The organism is Pseudomonas eucalypticola, from assembly GCF_013374995.1.
Classification (GTDB): Bacteria; Pseudomonadota; Gammaproteobacteria; order Pseudomonadales; family Pseudomonadaceae; genus Aquipseudomonas; species Aquipseudomonas eucalypticola.
Map to the genome: position 1 here is coordinate 2,806,592 of NZ_CP056030.1, position 15,236 is coordinate 2,821,827.

The following is a 15,236-nucleotide window of genomic DNA, read 5'->3' on the forward strand; positions in this document are numbered from 1 at the left end:
CTGCATGGTCATCAATAGCAACTCGGCGCCTGGTCAAACAGCGTCCCCTTCATTGGCTGCTCTGACAATTAAAAACAGCGTGCAACAAGACCCGCCAGTGGACAGCGAAGACACCCGCGTACTCACGGTAGTGAACCTCACGGCGCTGATGGTCAGCATTACGGACACCGACGCGCTCAACGTCAATGACTTCATCCAGGTGTACTGGGGGGACGAAAAGCTGCCGGTGGCCACCTACACCGTCACCGCGCCGACGGCCGTCATTGATCTATTGGTGTCCCCCACCCGGGTGCCGGCGGGCGAGGCCGACGTCTATTACACCGTGCGCTCCAGAAACCGCAAACCCCGGGTGTCATCCAGCACCCGCGTGCTGGTGAACGTGGATGGGCCCGCGGGAGCCCGGCGCCAGGCGGGCATCAATGCCTTGCCCGCCTTGAGCATCAATGGCGGCATCGAGCTGGAGGCGCCCCTGGATTACGGGGTAAACGCTGCACTGCTGGCGGCAAACCTGTCGGGGCTGCTGGTGACCATCTACCGAAACACCACCTTGGAACTTAATGACTTCATTCAAGTGTATTGGGGCAATGATACCGTGGCGGTCGCCACGCATACCGTGCAGTCCATCACGGATGACGTGTTCCTTTATATCCCCGCCGGGCGTATTCCTCTCGGTGAGGCCGAAGCCTGGTACACCGTGCGGCCCCGCAACAATGTGGTGCAGCCGTCGCCGCGTATTCGCGTGCTGGTCAAGGTGGAGGCGCCGGGGGGGATCAACCCTGACCCCACCACCCCCGGCCACAAGTCGCTGAAGCCGGCGGTGCTCCCCCAGGCGATCATCGATAATGGTGTAGGTCCTGACTCGGCGCCTTTTGTCGTGCGGATCGAGCCCTACCCCGAGCGCGCACTGAAGGACACCGTGCAGCTGAGCTGGGGCGGGGTATACGTGACCGGCACTATCACCGACCTGGCGCAAGCGGTTGAGGTCACCATTACCCAGGACGTCATCGACCAGGCGGGCGACTCCGATAGTCTGGTGCTGGCATACCGGTGTTGGGACCTGGTGCACAACATTTCCGAATGGTCGCTCACCACCACGGCCCGGGTATGGGCCGCGGACGCCACGCTGGATGCTCCAGTGATAGTGGATGCCGTGGATGGGATCATCGACCTCGCGCTATTGGGCCAGAACTCGGCCCTGATCCAGGTCTATTTGTCACCCGCCAACTTCGCCACGGGCGATACACTGCGGCTGTTCTGGGAAGGCCGGACCGCGGAAGGCCAGGCGGTTAATTTTACCGTGGACAAGAGAGTAACTCGCGTACCGTTCACCGAGACGCTGGAGGTGCCCAATGACACCGTGCGTGCGATCGTCCAGGGCCGGGCCAACGTCTATTTCAGCCGAATCAGGACGGGGACCGCCGAGCTGAAGTCCAAACGTGAGGGTGTTGCTGTCACCGGTGAAGTACCTTTGCTGCTTCCGCCGAACGTCTTGCAAGACCCGGATCAAACCGGCGTACTGGACCCGACGCTGCCTCGCGTCAATATCTCGATACAGCCTTACGCTGGCATGGCGCCGGGCGACCAGGTCACGTTCTTCTGGTTGGGAACGCTGGGGAACGGTTCACCCCATTACTACACCGATGAGCGGTTCCTGTCCGACGCCAGCGTCGGCCGGCCGGTGACCTTTGTGGTGGGGGCGGAACACATCGCTCTGCTGGATGGCGGTACGGCCGAAGCCTATTACGAAGTATTGCACGATGGCGCGACGCTGGTACTCAAGTCCCAGCGCCGAATCCTGCAGATTGGCGACGCCACGGCTGAGTTGGCCGCCCCTTATATCGATGACGTGGAACAAGTGCTCAACCCGGATGACTACCCGTTCGGTGTGGAGGTGAAAATTGCCCCCTACAACAACATGTACAAAGACGATGACATTTACTTTGACTGGGTAGGCGACGCGCCGGGCGGCAGTTTCAGCGACCATATTCAATTGCCAGCCAGCGGTACGGGGCGCCTGGTCAGCTTCTATGTGGATGCGCCTTACCTGCTGGCCAACCGCGACAAGGACGTGGAATTGTTTTATCGCATTGATCAGGCCGGTTTGCCAAGCCGGGGCTCGGATCGCCTGACATTGCATATCGGCGCCGCCGCTAGCGTGCTGCTGCCTCGCGCTTCGATCGAAGGCGTGGACAGCGACTCAGGGGTTCTGAACCCCGGGGATGTGACGCCCAATGCCCATGTCATCGTGGACTACCGGCCTGACCAGCACAGTGGTGATCAGGTGACGCTGGAGTGGGTAGGTGAAGGTGAGGGCGGCTCGTATACCGAGAGCAAGTCTCTGTCTGGCAACGCAGCCTTGCAACCGATCAATTTTTACGTACCGTCCCGGTACACCTACCCCAACGTGGGCAGAAACATCACCATTGGCTACCGCGTCGAGCATGCGTTGGGAGGGGAGTCCCGTTCGCAGCCCCTGGTGCTGCGCGTGGAAGCCATCGACCTCGCCAAACCGACCATTGCCCAGGCAGGGGGCACCGACAAGCTCAACCCGGACGATGTGCAGGGTGGGGCAACGGTCGAGATTCCGATCGCGACCGCCCTCAAGAACGGCGACACGCTCACCGTCATCCTGGAAGGGGCGCCCGGTGCGGGAAGTACGAGGATCACCGAGGGGGTCCCGGCGGACCAGGGCAATGCTGTCTACCCGGTCACGGTGCCACACGCTGTGGTATTGGCCAACGACGGTCGCTCCATCACCCTCAGATACGAAGTGGTTCGCAGGGCCACCGGGCAGCAGGAACGGTCGGCGGTGTCCAGTTATGACGTGGCCCGGCAACCGGGCCAGGGTGTGCTCAAGATCATGGGCGCACGCTACAGTGAGAGCGCCTATCGCGCCTCGGGCGCACCCCGTCGGCTGAGTGCCTTCAACGCTACTACGATGGCCGCGATCAGTGCCCAATGGAAATACCCAAGCGAGACAACTTGGACGACCGGCACCACCTTCCGCGACCGCAAGCCCGATGAAGTGTTGCAGGTACGCGCGGCCGGCGATACGGTCAACCTCAGCCCTGCCAATATCATCGGTAACGGCAATGACACCACGGTCTCCGGCCAGGCCGCCTTCACCGCATTGCGCGACACCAGCGACATGCGCGGTTGGGGGGCTGCCGCCTTTGGCGGTAACCCGGATCCGACGCTGCTGACCTTTACCGACATCGTCGAAATCAGTGCCACACGCAGTGCTTTCGTGGTTCGGCGAGCCAATAACTTCGTGGTGCCCTGGGGCAATGCTGCCGAAGGCGGCACCATGGGCGCGGTGTCGAACAGTGATTTCCTGCAGATACGCCCAGCCAGCATGGCGTTTGCCGGCATCAAGCGCAGCGGTGAGGTCGTGGCCTGGGGCAACGCAGCGAATGGCGGAACGGTAGGGCCCAACATCCCGCCCCTGCGTGACATCATCAGCTTGCATGGTAATGGCGGTGCTTTTGCGGCGCGTCGGGCCACCGGGCAGGTGGTCGCCTGGGGCGCGGCAGCCAGTGGGGGCACCGTGACGCCGCCGATCGATGGTTTGAGTGATATCACCGATGTGATTGCCAACTACGCCGCTTTCGCAGCGCTACGCAGCAATGGCCACGTGGTGGCCTGGGGCACGCCTGCCCAGGGCGGCGCCGTGCCGGCCGACATTGCCGGGCGTAGCGATATCGTCGAACTCAGCAGCGGCACGGCACAAGCCTTTGCGGTTCGTACCCGGCAAGGTGGGGTACTGGCCTGGGGGCCGTCGAACTATGGCGGTGTGGTACCGCCGACCATCTCGCAGATGAGCGACATCGTTGAAGTCAGCAGCACCTGGCAGGCGTTCGCCGCCGTGCGTGGCAATGGCCACGTGGTGGCATGGGGCATGGCCACCATGGGAGGCACCGTTCCCGACGACATTGCCGCACTGAACGACATCGTGCAAGTCACCGGGACTGCCCGAGCGTTCGCCGCCCTGCGCAGGAATGGCACGGTCGTGGCGTGGGGGGACGTTCTTCTGGGCGGCAATACCGCGCCGGTGGTGGGGGATTTGGTCAACATCGTCGCGGTGTACAGCAACTCTCACGCGTTCGTGGCGCTCAGCAGCGATGGTCGCGTGGTGACCTGGGGGTATGCCCCTGGGGGCGGTGACAGCAGCCTGGTCGGGCCCGACCTGCAAAACAAGGTCAGCCACATCGCCCATGGTGCCGCGTTGAGTGTGGCGGCCACGGCACTTGTGCACTCGCGCGACTGAACCTTTACCTTGACCGATGCCTCGGCGGCAAGCCTGCCGAGGCGTGAAGCGTGTGGAATCTTGAATCATGAAAAAGCGTAATGACGTGCGTGCACCAAGGGCGAATCTGCCCCACGCCTATGTAAAACAGGCCCCCGAAGGACCGCTTGACCCCGGGGACCTGGAGGGGCAACCCGCGGAAGTGATCATTCCGGCCTGGCCCGGCATAGCCCATCGCGACGAAGTGTTCATGGAGTGGATCGATGAGGCGGGCACGTATGCAGACAGCTTCTTCATTCCCTCCACGTGGGGAACCAAGAACGTCGTGCTCGAGGTGCCGTTTGCTCGCGTCGAGGCCGCGCTGAACCAGACCATCACCCTGCGCTACTGGGTCATCCTTGCCAATCAGACCAGGCTGAACGCGGACGATTTTCCGCTGCCAATCAGAGCGGGGTTCGAGGCGCCGGTTGAGCTGGACCTGAGCATGCGGCAATACGTCGTGGCGGAAGGCTTCCCACCGCCAACGATTCCCGAATTCGTCCGGCTGGTTCGGCCCGCGACGTGGGGTCTGGCACCTTATGTATGGATCAGTGAGACGCCGCGGGTGGCGAGCGTGGACGCCAACGGCGTGATCACCGCGCTGGCCAGCGGGACGGTGCGCATCAATGCCGTGGATGCCTTGGGCGTGCAGAAAGGTTTCGACCTGACCGTGCGGGGCATCGCCACGGTGACCATGCTCGTGCGTACACCAGGCGCGACTTGGGATGGGATGAAAGGGGCATGCCAGGCGGCAAAGCTGAATCCCATCAGCAGCGCCCAGATGAAGATGTTATGGGAACGGTATCGGGATGACGCCCCCGAGGGGGTAGGCACGCTGCTGGGCTGGCTGAATTACTTCATATGGACAGGTACCCTCGTGGGGGCCGGCACCGCCGAGGCCTATAACCTTAATGGTCCGGATGTCAATGAGAACGCAAGCAGTTTTGATGTATCGACCAGGCTCCTCGCCGTGGGCATATCTTCATGAGAGGGGGGGCAACCATCAGTTTTTGGCGGGTCTGCGCAGCGTTGATCATCCTGTTCTGCGCAGTCGCCCAGGGGGCGACGGGGCCGGAGCTGGCGCAGGTACTGAACAGCCGGTACGCCAGCAGCCTCCAGGCATGCGCGGTGACCCTGCCTGCGTTCAATTGTGTAGGGGTGCTGGTCAAGCCCCTGGCACTCGACCACGACACCCCGTTCTGGGCGCACGATGCAGTGGCCACAAGTGTTGGCAGCGAAGGGTTCGCGTACCTGCGTGCCGGGCCCAGGACAGTTCCTTTGGCAGGTCCCATCGGCTTCGTGCTGAGCGATGGGTTCGAGGCCATTGCCGCCGGCAAGCCTTACGAAGTGCTTTGCGCGTACCCTATCGACCCTGTCGTGGCGATTGGGCGCGCGGACTACGGGTGCGCTCCCCAGGCAACGGCCGCAACCCTTCAGGACTACAGTTCCTGCGCAGCGCTAGGGGTGCTTGATGCAGCCGATTGGCTGCGCCATTTTCACGAACAGGATAATCAGCCCAGCCGCCAGTGCTCGTTCAGTGCCCAGGCTGCCCAGCCTTTCATGGCCAGTATCGGCGCCAACCAGGCGCTGCAACCGCCTGCCACCAGTGCGCCGGTAATGCGCATCAGGAACTGGGATGCGGCCATGCCTGCTCAGCTAGCCGTGTCTGCCGTGTTCTATGACATCACCGCTACTGGCGCCCTGTCGGGTGCGCAACGGGATCAACTGGCCTGGTTCCAGGCTACCGGGGAGTGGCTACCGGTGTTGCGCTTTCAACGTGATGAGCCCAATGGCCGGGTGTTCGGCTTCGAGCTCGGTGACCAACTCTACCGGGGCTACGGCATCGCGGCCGCGCTCAATGCCCGGTACCAGGCCCTGGAGTCGACGTGCCAAGACGCGCGGCCGGCGTTTTATTGCAATGGTGTCCTGGTCCGCGCGGCTGAAGCCAGCACCAGCTTTCATGCCTGGAACCCCAGCCCCAATTCGGTATCGCGCAACGGGGTGTCGTTCACCTACCTGCGGGCCGACAGCCGGGTCGCCAAGCTGGCGGGGACGGCCGGCTTCGTGTTTCGCGAATCCGCGGCACCGGTTGCCTTCCCGGTGACGCTGCGGTGCGCCTACCCGGCCAATGCTGGCACCAGCGGCATTCCCGACAGTTGCCGGGCCTTTTGCGACAGCGCCGGCATCACCACCGGCGAAGCTTGGCGTGCACGGTACGCCGGTAACCCTGGCAGCAGTTGCGCCTTCAGGCCCGCCATCGACGCCTTCGCCTTGAGCCTCCAGGTACGGGCTTTCTTCAGCAGCACCGACTGGAACGAAATCATTATCGGTGCATGGCCCCAGGATATCCCCACCCAGCTGCCGTTGGAAGCCTTCTTCTACAGTGGGGCAGGGTTGAACAACGCCCGGTTCATGCAGCGTGATTACACCACGGTCACAGGGCGTCACTTACCCTTGGTTGCCTTGGACCTGGCAGCGCCAGGGGGGCAAGTATTCAGCTACGCCCCTGCAGATCAAGTCGTGCGCGGGACCCTGCTGCAATCCCCCGTTCCCCGTGCAAGGAGAGAGAAATGAATTCGCTGTCACGTGCCTTATGGGTTGCCGCCACGCTGGTCGCGACCTGTACGTGGGGTGGGATGGCCCACGCCGTCACCGGCCCGGAGATGGCCCAGTTGCTCAACGCGCGCTACAACAGTCAGGCAGACGTTTGTGTCATCGAGTTTCCCGCGTATTTTTGTTCAGGCGTGCTTCTGCGGGGGCAGCCGGCGAACCATGCTGCGGAGTTCTGGCAGCACGAGGCAGTGGCGCAAGCGCTGGGCGCCGAAAGCATGGCCTACGTGCGCAAGGACCTAGGGCCCCAACAGATGAGCGACCCCAGTGGTTTTGTCCTGGCCAACGTGCTCAACGCCATCGGCGAAGGCAAACCGTATACGGTGCTGTGTGCCTACCCCATCGCCTGGCCAGTGCCGGCGGAGCGAGCTCCTTCAGGCTGCGGTGCCCCGGCGCTGCGAGATGATGAACCTGACCTCAGCAGTTGCTCGGCCGCAGGCGTGCACGACGCGCAGCACTGGCTGGCCCACTATGCCGGCGAAGACCGTGATCCAGCACGGCAGTGTTCCTTCAGTACCCGTACCCCGCAGGCGTTCAACGCTGCGCTGCAGGCACACGTCGAGGCCGCCGAGGCGCCCGAGCGGCTCACCCAGATTCAGGTCGGCAATTGGGCCGCCGATGAACCGGCGCGCCTTGCGGTGCAGGCGTTGTATTACGACGCGGCGCGCCCCGGGGCGCTGTTGGCGGCGCAGCGTGACCAGCGCGACTACCACGCCGCCACCGGCGATTGGCTGCCGGTGCTGCGGCTCGACCTGACCGATGCGCAGCACCTGCCATTTGGCTTCGACCTCCGGGAACAGCTGTATGTGGGCTACACCGTGGCCGCTGACTTGAATGCCCGTTATAACGATGAGTCGTCCGCGTGCCGCGCCACCCATCCTGCGTTCCAGTGCAACGGCGTGCTGATCCGGTCCAATGAAGCCACCACTGCCTTTCATGCCTGGGACCCAAGCCCAGCCTCCATCCGCTACAACGGCGTGTCCTTCTCCTACCTGCGCAAAGACGTCGGCATGACCACCTTGGTCTTTAACCGCCCTTACGGTTTCGTCTTCCGTGAGCTGCAGGCCCCCACGGCGCACCCGGTTACGCTGCGCTGTACCTATCCGTACGACGCAGGAACCTCTGCTGCGCCGAACGATGCCTGTACCTTCAAGCAAAAGTGCGAAGACCTGGGCGTGACCACCGTGGACGCGTGGCTGAGCCGCTACGCGAACAGCATCCATGGCAGTTGCGCATTCCCCTCCACTGCCGCCGGGTTCCAGTTGAGCATCGACGTACGCAAGGCACTACCGGCCCACGCTAACCTGTGGAACGAAATCATGATTGGCGCCTGGCCCGAAGGCATTCCCGAACAGTTGCCGCTGGAAGCGTTTTTTTACCCACGCGGCAGCACAGGCTTGGCCGGTGCGCAATTCATCCAGCGGGATTACTACACCGTCACCGGGCGGTTTCTGCCCATCATCCAGATGGACCTGGCGGCCGCTGCTGGCCAGCCGGTGTTCACCTATGACCCCACCAGCCAGGGCGTGTCGACCACCCAGGTTCACAGCCAACGCTTCTATGGGCCGCCTTTGGCCCCGAACCGTGGCGCAGCCTCCGAGAGGTAATTGCATGTCTACCCCAAGCTACGATCAGCACGGCAAGGCGTCGGCGTTGAACACCGACGATGACAGCTCCCCGACCCAGGCGCGTGATCTGCGTCAGGTCTCTATCGCGGGGCTGGTGCAAAACATCCTGGTACCTGCCGACCTACCCGCCGGTGGCGCCAGGGTTCAGGTTTACTACGACGGCATGAAAGCGGGAGACGAAGTGACATTGCGGTGGCAGACAATGCTGATCGCAGCCAACCTCGAGCTCACGCTGACGGTGGAGGCGGATGGCCGTCCCCTGGCGTTTACCATTCCCGAAGCGGTGCTCGAGGTTGGGCTGGAACTGGACGCGACGGCGGCGTATTCCGTCGTCAGGGGCCCTTACCTCTATCGCTCCCTTGAGCGCGAGGTGCTGATTCGCAGCATCCTAGTCGTACCGCTGACCATCTGTGAAGTGTTGGACAAGCAAGGGCCCGTAGCGAACGGGGGCACCACGACGTCCGATTACGTGGTGCTGTACGGCACCGCCATGCCTGACCGCGAAGTCGAGGTATTTCGTGGCTCAGATTCCCTGAAAGTTGTCACCGTGAAGGAAAATGGCAGCTGGCTCTGGCCAGTCGAACGTGGTGCTGGTTCATCGACGTTCACCGCGACGGCACGGTACGCGGGCGATCTGGTTTCCAATGCCTGGACGATTACCGGTGGTTCAGTCGGGCCTGGGGGTGAACAGGGCGATATCGAGGAGGAGATCGTGTAGAAGGCTGCGTTTGAACAGTCCTGAATACCGGCCGATGAAGTCCATGGAGCGCTGACGCAACCGTGTGGCTCCCACTGGATAACCGTTGGGGGGCAACGGGGCTGCACTGTTAGTTTTGACAGTAGGCGTATCGGTGCCGCGGGTGTGGAATACGGGTAAAGCCTGCGCCCACCGCGACAGGCCAACGAGGATATGAGGCCCGCCATGAGCAATGACACACCCGAACGCCCCGGCTTGCCCGAGCGCCTTCCCGATGTCTTTCTGCCACCGCGTGTAGAGGGCACGCTACCCGACCTGCCGGGCGAAACCAACTTGCTGCCGATCAGCTTGCTAAGCGCCGCGCTTCGGGTCGAGTTCGATCAGTGGGGGGCTGCGCCGATCAGCCCTGGCGAATTTCCTGCCACGGTTCATCCCTATTGGGATACGCACGCGCTGCCCACCAAAACTTTTCAGTACCCTTTCGATACGTCCGAGCTGTATTTCCTTGTGCCGGAGTACCTGCTGGCGGTCGAAGGGCCTCACCGCATCAAGTACCGCATCGCTTCGGAGCTCTACGACGACGAATCCGAAGTCACCACTGTGCTGATCGACTGGCGGGCACCGTCGTTCAACGCCATCCCCGGGATCGTATTGCTGCCCCCTGAAGTCATCGCCAACGGTATCACTGAAGAATACCTGGCGGATAATGGCGGCCTGTTGACCGTGGACATTCCCCATTACAGTGGCACCAAGACCGAAGACCAGATCGAATTCTACTGGCAGCACGTCCCGATACAACCCGGCGACGATTTGATCTTCTTCACCCACACGGTCACGGCGGACGAGGCTGAGCAGGCACAAAACGACCCGGCGAGCCGTATCACGGTGAACATTCCCGAGGCGGTCATCAAGGCCAGAGGCCAGGGCGACTTCGTGGTGAAATACCTGCTCAAGGATCGAGCTGGCAATACCAGCGTCTATTCTCAGGGCACGCCCGTGACGGTGGATTTCACAGTCACGCCGGTGTTGGCTGCGCCTCAGGTGCCTGCCTTCAACGACGGTTTGATCAACCGTGCGGACAGCTTGAACGGTGTGCAGGTGCAGATCGGCCGCTATGAATGGAGATCGGGTGACAGGTTTGTCGTCCATTGGGGGGCGCAAACGTCATTCGAGACCTCGGTGGGCAACAGCCCGGTATTTCCGTTACTCCATCTGGTGCCTTGGGAAGTGTTGACCGTCAACGGCACCAGTGCCCGCGAAACCGTCCCAGTGGCCTTCAGCATCCTGCGCGGGCCACGTCGTTGGCGATCACCCGAACTGAGCGTGGTGCTCGACCTTACCGTGGCCGGGCCAATCAACCCTGACCCCAACCCTGTCAATCCCCGCCTGGCGAGGGTCACGGTGAAGGGCAGGGGCGGGGATAATCGGATCGGGGACGAGGACGTCGGCACGCAAGTGAAGGTTGAACTCGCGCTCTACCCCGACCCTAACCCAGGGGAGGAACTGCGCCTGTACTGGGGGCAACTGGCCGAGCCGGTTGCCCGCTACACGGTGAACGCCAGCGATGCGGGAGGCGACATCCTGGAGTTTTTCGTACCCTGGCAGCGTGTGGTCGACGCTGGTGTCAGCGCGGCCATGCCAGTGCGCTACCTCACCTTCAACGGGGTGAATAGCCAGCAGTCCGAGGACACGCTCGTCACTATCAGTTTCAGTGTGATCGAGCCGACGTTGCCCAAGGTATTTTACCCCAAGCCTGAAGGGGCGCCGCACAACTGGGATGAACGTATTCCGCAGTTCAACTGCGCCGTCAAACCGTGGAGAGGAATGACAGTGTATTTACCAGCGGACCCGCGGTTCGTGGCCGGGGCGCGCATTGTTTTTCATTGGCAGGGGTACTACAGGGAAAACCTGACTAACTCTGGTCATGAGTCATTCTACGTGGGGGATGACTTTGAGGTGGGCCCGCTGGACGCGAGTGCTGCCCGCGATGGCGTGACCTTCACGTTGCCGGCCTCGCGCTTCAAGGACCTGATCGAGCCGATCGGCTTCAAGGGTGTCAGTACCCCTATCCAGGACCAAAATGGTTCCGCAGAAATGTGGTACACGCTTTACCGGGAGGGGCAGGTGCCGATTACCAACAAACGAAGAGAGAACTATGCGCGTATCAGCTTGATCCCCCCGGGGGCAAATGCCCGTGTGACCGGGATAACTATCAGGATGATGATAGCTGGTGCCAGGCTGCCACTGGCCTCGAGGTTCATGCCCAAGGGTGGCTATCCACGTTACTGGACCGCTTGCGCCGCTGGTTGCGAGGGGTGTAAAAGGCGGGCGTCGCTTGCAAAACATCGCGTCACGGGCGCTTCCCCTGTCTCAGTTCATCAGCCCTGCGGCGATGTTGATGGAAAACCCCAGTATCGCCGTGTTGAACAGGAAACCGATTAGCGAATGCCCCAGCACCACGCGCCGCAACCCTTTGGTGGCGACGCCCACGTCGGAGGTCTGGACCGCCACGCTGATGGTGAAGGAAAAATACAGGAAGTCCCAGTAATCGGGCGTGGTCTCGCCATCGGCAAACCGCAGGGGGGCGTCGTGGCCGTCGTTCAAGTAAAACAGCCGTGCGTAATGCAGGGCGAATATGACCCCTGTCAGTAGCCAGGAACCCACCACTGTCAGCCCGGTGAACGCGTAGTGCAAACCGCGTACGTCGGGCGGCAGCTGCTTGCCACCGGCCAGTTCGAAACCAATCGCCGCCAGGCTGGCGATGGCGGCGATGCAGACGGTCACCAGCACCCATCCCGCGTTTTCATCCTCCTGCTGAGCGGTTTGCTGCACTTTTTCCGCCGTGGCATGGGTGGCCAGCCACGCCATCAAGAGCAGGTAACACCACACGCCGGCGTTCCAGCCAATGAGGATGCGCATCACCAGGTCGGCAGGGACCAGGACGCTGGCGACCACCCCAATGGCAGCAGCGCTGGACAGGCGTGGGTGGGTGCGGGGCAGGCTGGGCAGGGCCATGGATATCCTTGAAGGGCCATGTCGCAGGCATAGCCGAATAGGTTGCAGAGGAGGGCGTACACTTTTTTTCAGTGCGTGTCACCTGTCAGATCTACCAGTAGCCAAGCACGCTGTTTGCGCGTTGAATGTAGGAATTGTCCTACAAGGAACGTCCGATATGAGCACAGTAGATACCTCCAATGAGTCCTCATTGTTGCTGGGCCTGATGAGCCAGGCGCGCCTGTTCCAAGGCGTACGCGACGTCCGCCGGCCAGCGAGCAACGAGGCGGCGTTCGACCGCGATGGGCGCGACGCCGGCCTGGAGCCGTCGCGTCCCGTTCAACCTCACGAACCCGAATAAAGGCAAGCGACACGAACCTTGGAGCCTCGGGCGCAGGCAATGGTTCGCTGAACACGCTGCGCTTTTTACCAGTTACGTGGCGGCCACCAACGGCCTTCAATGACGGCTTCCCCGTCTATTGGAGCGCTACATGGATTTTTTCACCTTTACCCTCATTGGCCTGTTCACCGGCGCGATGGGTGGCTGGGCCGCCTTCGCGTTCGGTAGCAAGACAGGCAAGGTCATTGCGGGGTCGGCGAGCCTCAGCGCGGCGGCGCTGGAGGCCGATTCGGCGCTCAAGGGTTTCATCGGCTACGGCCACGATTCCGGCCAGCTGGTACTGAGCCTGTGCGGCGCGTACGTCGTTGGCTTCATCGCCACCATCGTGTTGCTGACGCGCATGTTGCTGCAACAGGACTCACGCTACCGCATTACCCTGATCGACGTCGTCTTCGGCAACAACCGTGCCCTGGACGCTTACCACGAAGCCAAGCGCGTTGAGCTGGAAGGCCTGCTTGAACGGGAATTGAATGTAGGCGCCCTGCAACAGGAAAGCCAGCTACTGGATGCGCGCAAACGTGCACTGGACGAGCAGGGCCGCGCCTTGCAGCTGGAAATGGAAGAGGCACGCAAGGTGCTGCACGCGCGGGATGAACTGGTGGGTGGCCAACCTAGCCTGAGCTTGCCCCATGGGTATCGCCTGCCGATCAAGCCTGTGTTCCTGCAACTGCTGCCACACTATGTGGCGAGGATGTGCCAGTTTCATCGGGGGCTCAAGCAACTGACCGCTCGGTTCCTGGCGGACGCGCCTACAGCCGTCAACGGCGTCGACCTGTTCGATGCCTACCTGATGGCAGTGGCGGGTTGCATCAAACAGCACCTGTTCGACCAGCATGGACCGGTGGTCGATGACGAGGTGCGGGTGCATTTTCGCCGCTTCGACCCTGGCGAGCGCCTGTACAGGGGCCACGTGGTGCATGGGGACGCGGGCCGGGCGTTGACCCCGCTAGGCAGCGACAGTGGGCTGATCGCCTTGTCGCGCCAGACCGGGCGAAGCCTGGTGTACTCGGTCAACCGCCAGGCCGCGGTGAGCACCGCGAGTGCACACTGGTGGCAGGATTACCTCACGTATGTGTTCGACAGCATCATCGAGCATGGTGAGCCGGCCTACACGTTGGGGATCTCGGTGCGACACGCTGCGGTGCATTCCGGGATGCTCTATTTCCTCAGTTTCAATCAATGGGAGCACGGCCTGCAGCAGGACCTGAGCACTGTGCATCGAGCGCTGATCGGCCGCATGAATTCCTACGGGGAATCCACTGCATAAAAAACATGAATTTTATTTATGGGGGGCGCGCACGATAGCGTAGGGCTACCTGAGAGGAGAGCCCTGCATGGATTCAAATGACCACGAGCAGCACTGGCAACGCAACCTGGCCGTGTGCGTCTTCGGCGCGTTCACCACCATCGTCGCCATGACCCTGCTCCTTCCGTTCCTGCCGCTGTACGTCCAGAGCCTGGAGGTGAGCGACCCGGCGGCCATCGTGCAGTGGTCCGGGGTAGCGTTTGGTGCCACGTTTCTTTCCGCCGCGCTGACCGCGCCGCTGTGGGGCCGTTTGGGTGACCGCTACGGGCGCAAGCTGATGCTGATTCGGGCCAGCCTTGGCATGGCCATCGCCATGTCGCTGATCGGCCTGGCCGAGACGATCTGGCAACTGGTGTTGCTGCGGTTGCTGGCTGGACTGCTGGGCGGCTATGCCTCAGGGGCAACGATCCTGGTGGCCACCCAGACCCCCAAGGCCCGTTCAGGCTGGGCGCTGGGGGTGTTGTCCTCCGGCATCATGGCGGGCAGCCTGGCGGGCCCCCTGATCGGCGGGGCGCTGCCACCGCTAGTGGGCATCCGCGCCACGTTTTTCCTGGCCGGCGCGGTTATTTTCCTGGCGTTCCTGGCCACCACCTTTCTGCTCAAGGAAGTGCCGCGGCCAAGACCTGTCACGGGGGGCAAGGGCACCGTTCCCGCGGCCCGGGTCGCTAACCTGGCGCCCGTGCTGGCGATGTTCGGCGTGGCGTGCCTGGTGACGTTTTCCAACATGTCCATCGAGCCCATCATCACCGTGTACCTGATGCAACTGGGCGCGGCCAACGTCACGATGGCAGCTGGGCTGGTGATGTCGGCGGCCGCCCTGGGCAGCATTCTTTCGGCCTCGCGCCTGGGCAGGCTGGCCGACCGCGTGGGGCACTGGAAGGTGGTGATCGCCTGCCTGGTGGCGGCCGCCCTGTTGCTCATTCCCCAGGCGCTGGTGACCCAGCCCTGGCAATTGATGGTACTGCGCTTGCTGATGGGCGTGGCGCTGGGCGGGTTGTTGCCGTGCATCGCCAGCATCATCCGCCATTCGGTGCCCGAAGGCGTGGCGGGGCGCATGCTGGGCTATTCCACCTCGAGCCAGTACGCCGGGCAGGTACTGGGGCCATTGGCGGGGGGGTACCTGGGCGGGCACGTGGGCATGCGGGTGGTGTTTATCGTCACCTGTGCGCTGATGGCGCTGGGGGCGGTGATCACCGCCCTCGCACGCCCGCGGCCCCAGGTGTCAGAAGGACATGGCGACGGCGAAGAACACGCCGCAGGCCACCACCACGTAAAGTGAAAACCTGATCAGTTCCTTCACGCCGAACTCTTGCATC

Annotated in this window: 10 protein-coding genes; 9 read left to right on the forward strand and 1 reads right to left on the reverse strand. The window is 62.7% G+C overall.

The annotated features are described in order from the left end of the window. The first annotated feature begins 97 nt into the window (after positions 1–97). The 6 genes from HWQ56_RS12610 to HWQ56_RS12635 all read left to right on the forward strand — a co-directional run bounded on the left by HWQ56_RS12610 (position 98) and on the right by HWQ56_RS12635 (position 11,662). Positions 98–4,267 (forward strand): RCC1 domain-containing protein, encoded by a 4,170-nt coding sequence (locus HWQ56_RS12610; protein WP_176570691.1) that lies wholly within the window; start codon positions 98–100, stop codon positions 4,265–4,267. Positions 4,268–4,334: 67 nt separating this feature from the next. Next, on the forward strand, positions 4,335–5,273 hold the full coding sequence (locus HWQ56_RS12615) for an Ig-like domain-containing protein (protein WP_158155540.1): 939 nt from the start codon (positions 4,335–4,337) through the stop codon (positions 5,271–5,273). Continuing rightward, positions 5,270–6,859 carry a hypothetical protein gene (locus HWQ56_RS12620; protein WP_176570692.1) on the forward strand — a complete coding sequence of 530 codons (1,590 nt, stop codon included), beginning with the start codon at positions 5,270–5,272 and terminating at the stop codon, positions 6,857–6,859. The genes HWQ56_RS12615 and HWQ56_RS12620 overlap by 4 nt, the downstream gene beginning before the upstream one ends. Further along, positions 6,856–8,502: a hypothetical protein gene (locus tag HWQ56_RS12625; RefSeq protein WP_176570693.1), complete on the forward strand. Its 1,647-nt coding sequence runs from the start codon at positions 6,856–6,858 to the stop codon at positions 8,500–8,502. The genes HWQ56_RS12620 and HWQ56_RS12625 overlap by 4 nt, the downstream gene beginning before the upstream one ends. A 4-nt stretch (positions 8,503–8,506) precedes the next feature. Next, positions 8,507–9,241 (forward strand): hypothetical protein, encoded by a 735-nt coding sequence (locus HWQ56_RS12630; RefSeq protein ID WP_176570694.1) that lies wholly within the window; start codon positions 8,507–8,509, stop codon positions 9,239–9,241. Between the two features lie 204 nt (positions 9,242–9,445). Then, a complete protein-coding gene (locus HWQ56_RS12635) occupies positions 9,446–11,662 on the forward strand; it encodes a hypothetical protein (RefSeq protein ID WP_176570695.1) in 2,217 nt (738 codons plus the stop codon). Here the strand turns inward: HWQ56_RS12635 and HWQ56_RS12640 are convergent. Further along, complete coding sequence (locus tag HWQ56_RS12640; protein ID WP_158158773.1) at positions 11,591–12,229, reverse strand: DUF1345 domain-containing protein; 639 nt, start codon at positions 12,227–12,229, stop codon at positions 11,591–11,593. The genes HWQ56_RS12635 and HWQ56_RS12640 overlap by 72 nt on opposite strands. A gap of 163 nt (positions 12,230–12,392) precedes the next feature. Here HWQ56_RS12640 and HWQ56_RS12645 point away from each other — a divergent pair, with 163 nt between their 5' ends. From HWQ56_RS12645 to HWQ56_RS12655, 3 genes are all read left to right on the forward strand, one after another. Next, positions 12,393–12,575 carry a hypothetical protein gene (locus HWQ56_RS12645; protein ID WP_158158769.1) on the forward strand — a complete coding sequence of 61 codons (183 nt, stop codon included), beginning with the start codon at positions 12,393–12,395 and terminating at the stop codon, positions 12,573–12,575. A 130-nt stretch (positions 12,576–12,705) separates the two neighbouring features. Next, positions 12,706–13,881, forward strand: a complete 1,176-nt coding sequence (locus HWQ56_RS12650; RefSeq protein WP_158158767.1) for a hypothetical protein — start codon at positions 12,706–12,708, stop codon at positions 13,879–13,881. A 67-nt stretch (positions 13,882–13,948) separates the two neighbouring features. Next, positions 13,949–15,199: an MFS transporter gene (locus tag HWQ56_RS12655; protein ID WP_176570696.1), complete on the forward strand. Its 1,251-nt coding sequence runs from the start codon at positions 13,949–13,951 to the stop codon at positions 15,197–15,199. Positions 15,200–15,236 lie beyond the last annotated feature (37 nt).

Excerpts from the sequence above, each read along its gene's own strand:
- HWQ56_RS12655 (WP_176570696.1), top strand. The coding sequence starts at position 13,949 with ATGGATTCAAATGACCACGAGCAGCACTGGCAACGCAACCTGGCCGTG.
- HWQ56_RS12630 (WP_176570694.1), top strand. The coding sequence starts at position 8,507 with ATGTCTACCCCAAGCTACGATCAGCACGGCAAGGCGTCGGCGTTGAAC.
- HWQ56_RS12645 (WP_158158769.1), top strand. The coding sequence starts at position 12,393 with ATGAGCACAGTAGATACCTCCAATGAGTCCTCATTGTTGCTGGGCCTG.
- HWQ56_RS12625 (WP_176570693.1), top strand. The coding sequence starts at position 6,856 with ATGAATTCGCTGTCACGTGCCTTATGGGTTGCCGCCACGCTGGTCGCG.
- HWQ56_RS12650 (WP_158158767.1), top strand. The coding sequence starts at position 12,706 with ATGGATTTTTTCACCTTTACCCTCATTGGCCTGTTCACCGGCGCGATG.
- HWQ56_RS12620 (WP_176570692.1), top strand. The coding sequence starts at position 5,270 with ATGAGAGGGGGGGCAACCATCAGTTTTTGGCGGGTCTGCGCAGCGTTG.
- HWQ56_RS12615 (WP_158155540.1), top strand. The coding sequence starts at position 4,335 with ATGAAAAAGCGTAATGACGTGCGTGCACCAAGGGCGAATCTGCCCCAC.
- HWQ56_RS12635 (WP_176570695.1), top strand. The coding sequence starts at position 9,446 with ATGAGCAATGACACACCCGAACGCCCCGGCTTGCCCGAGCGCCTTCCC.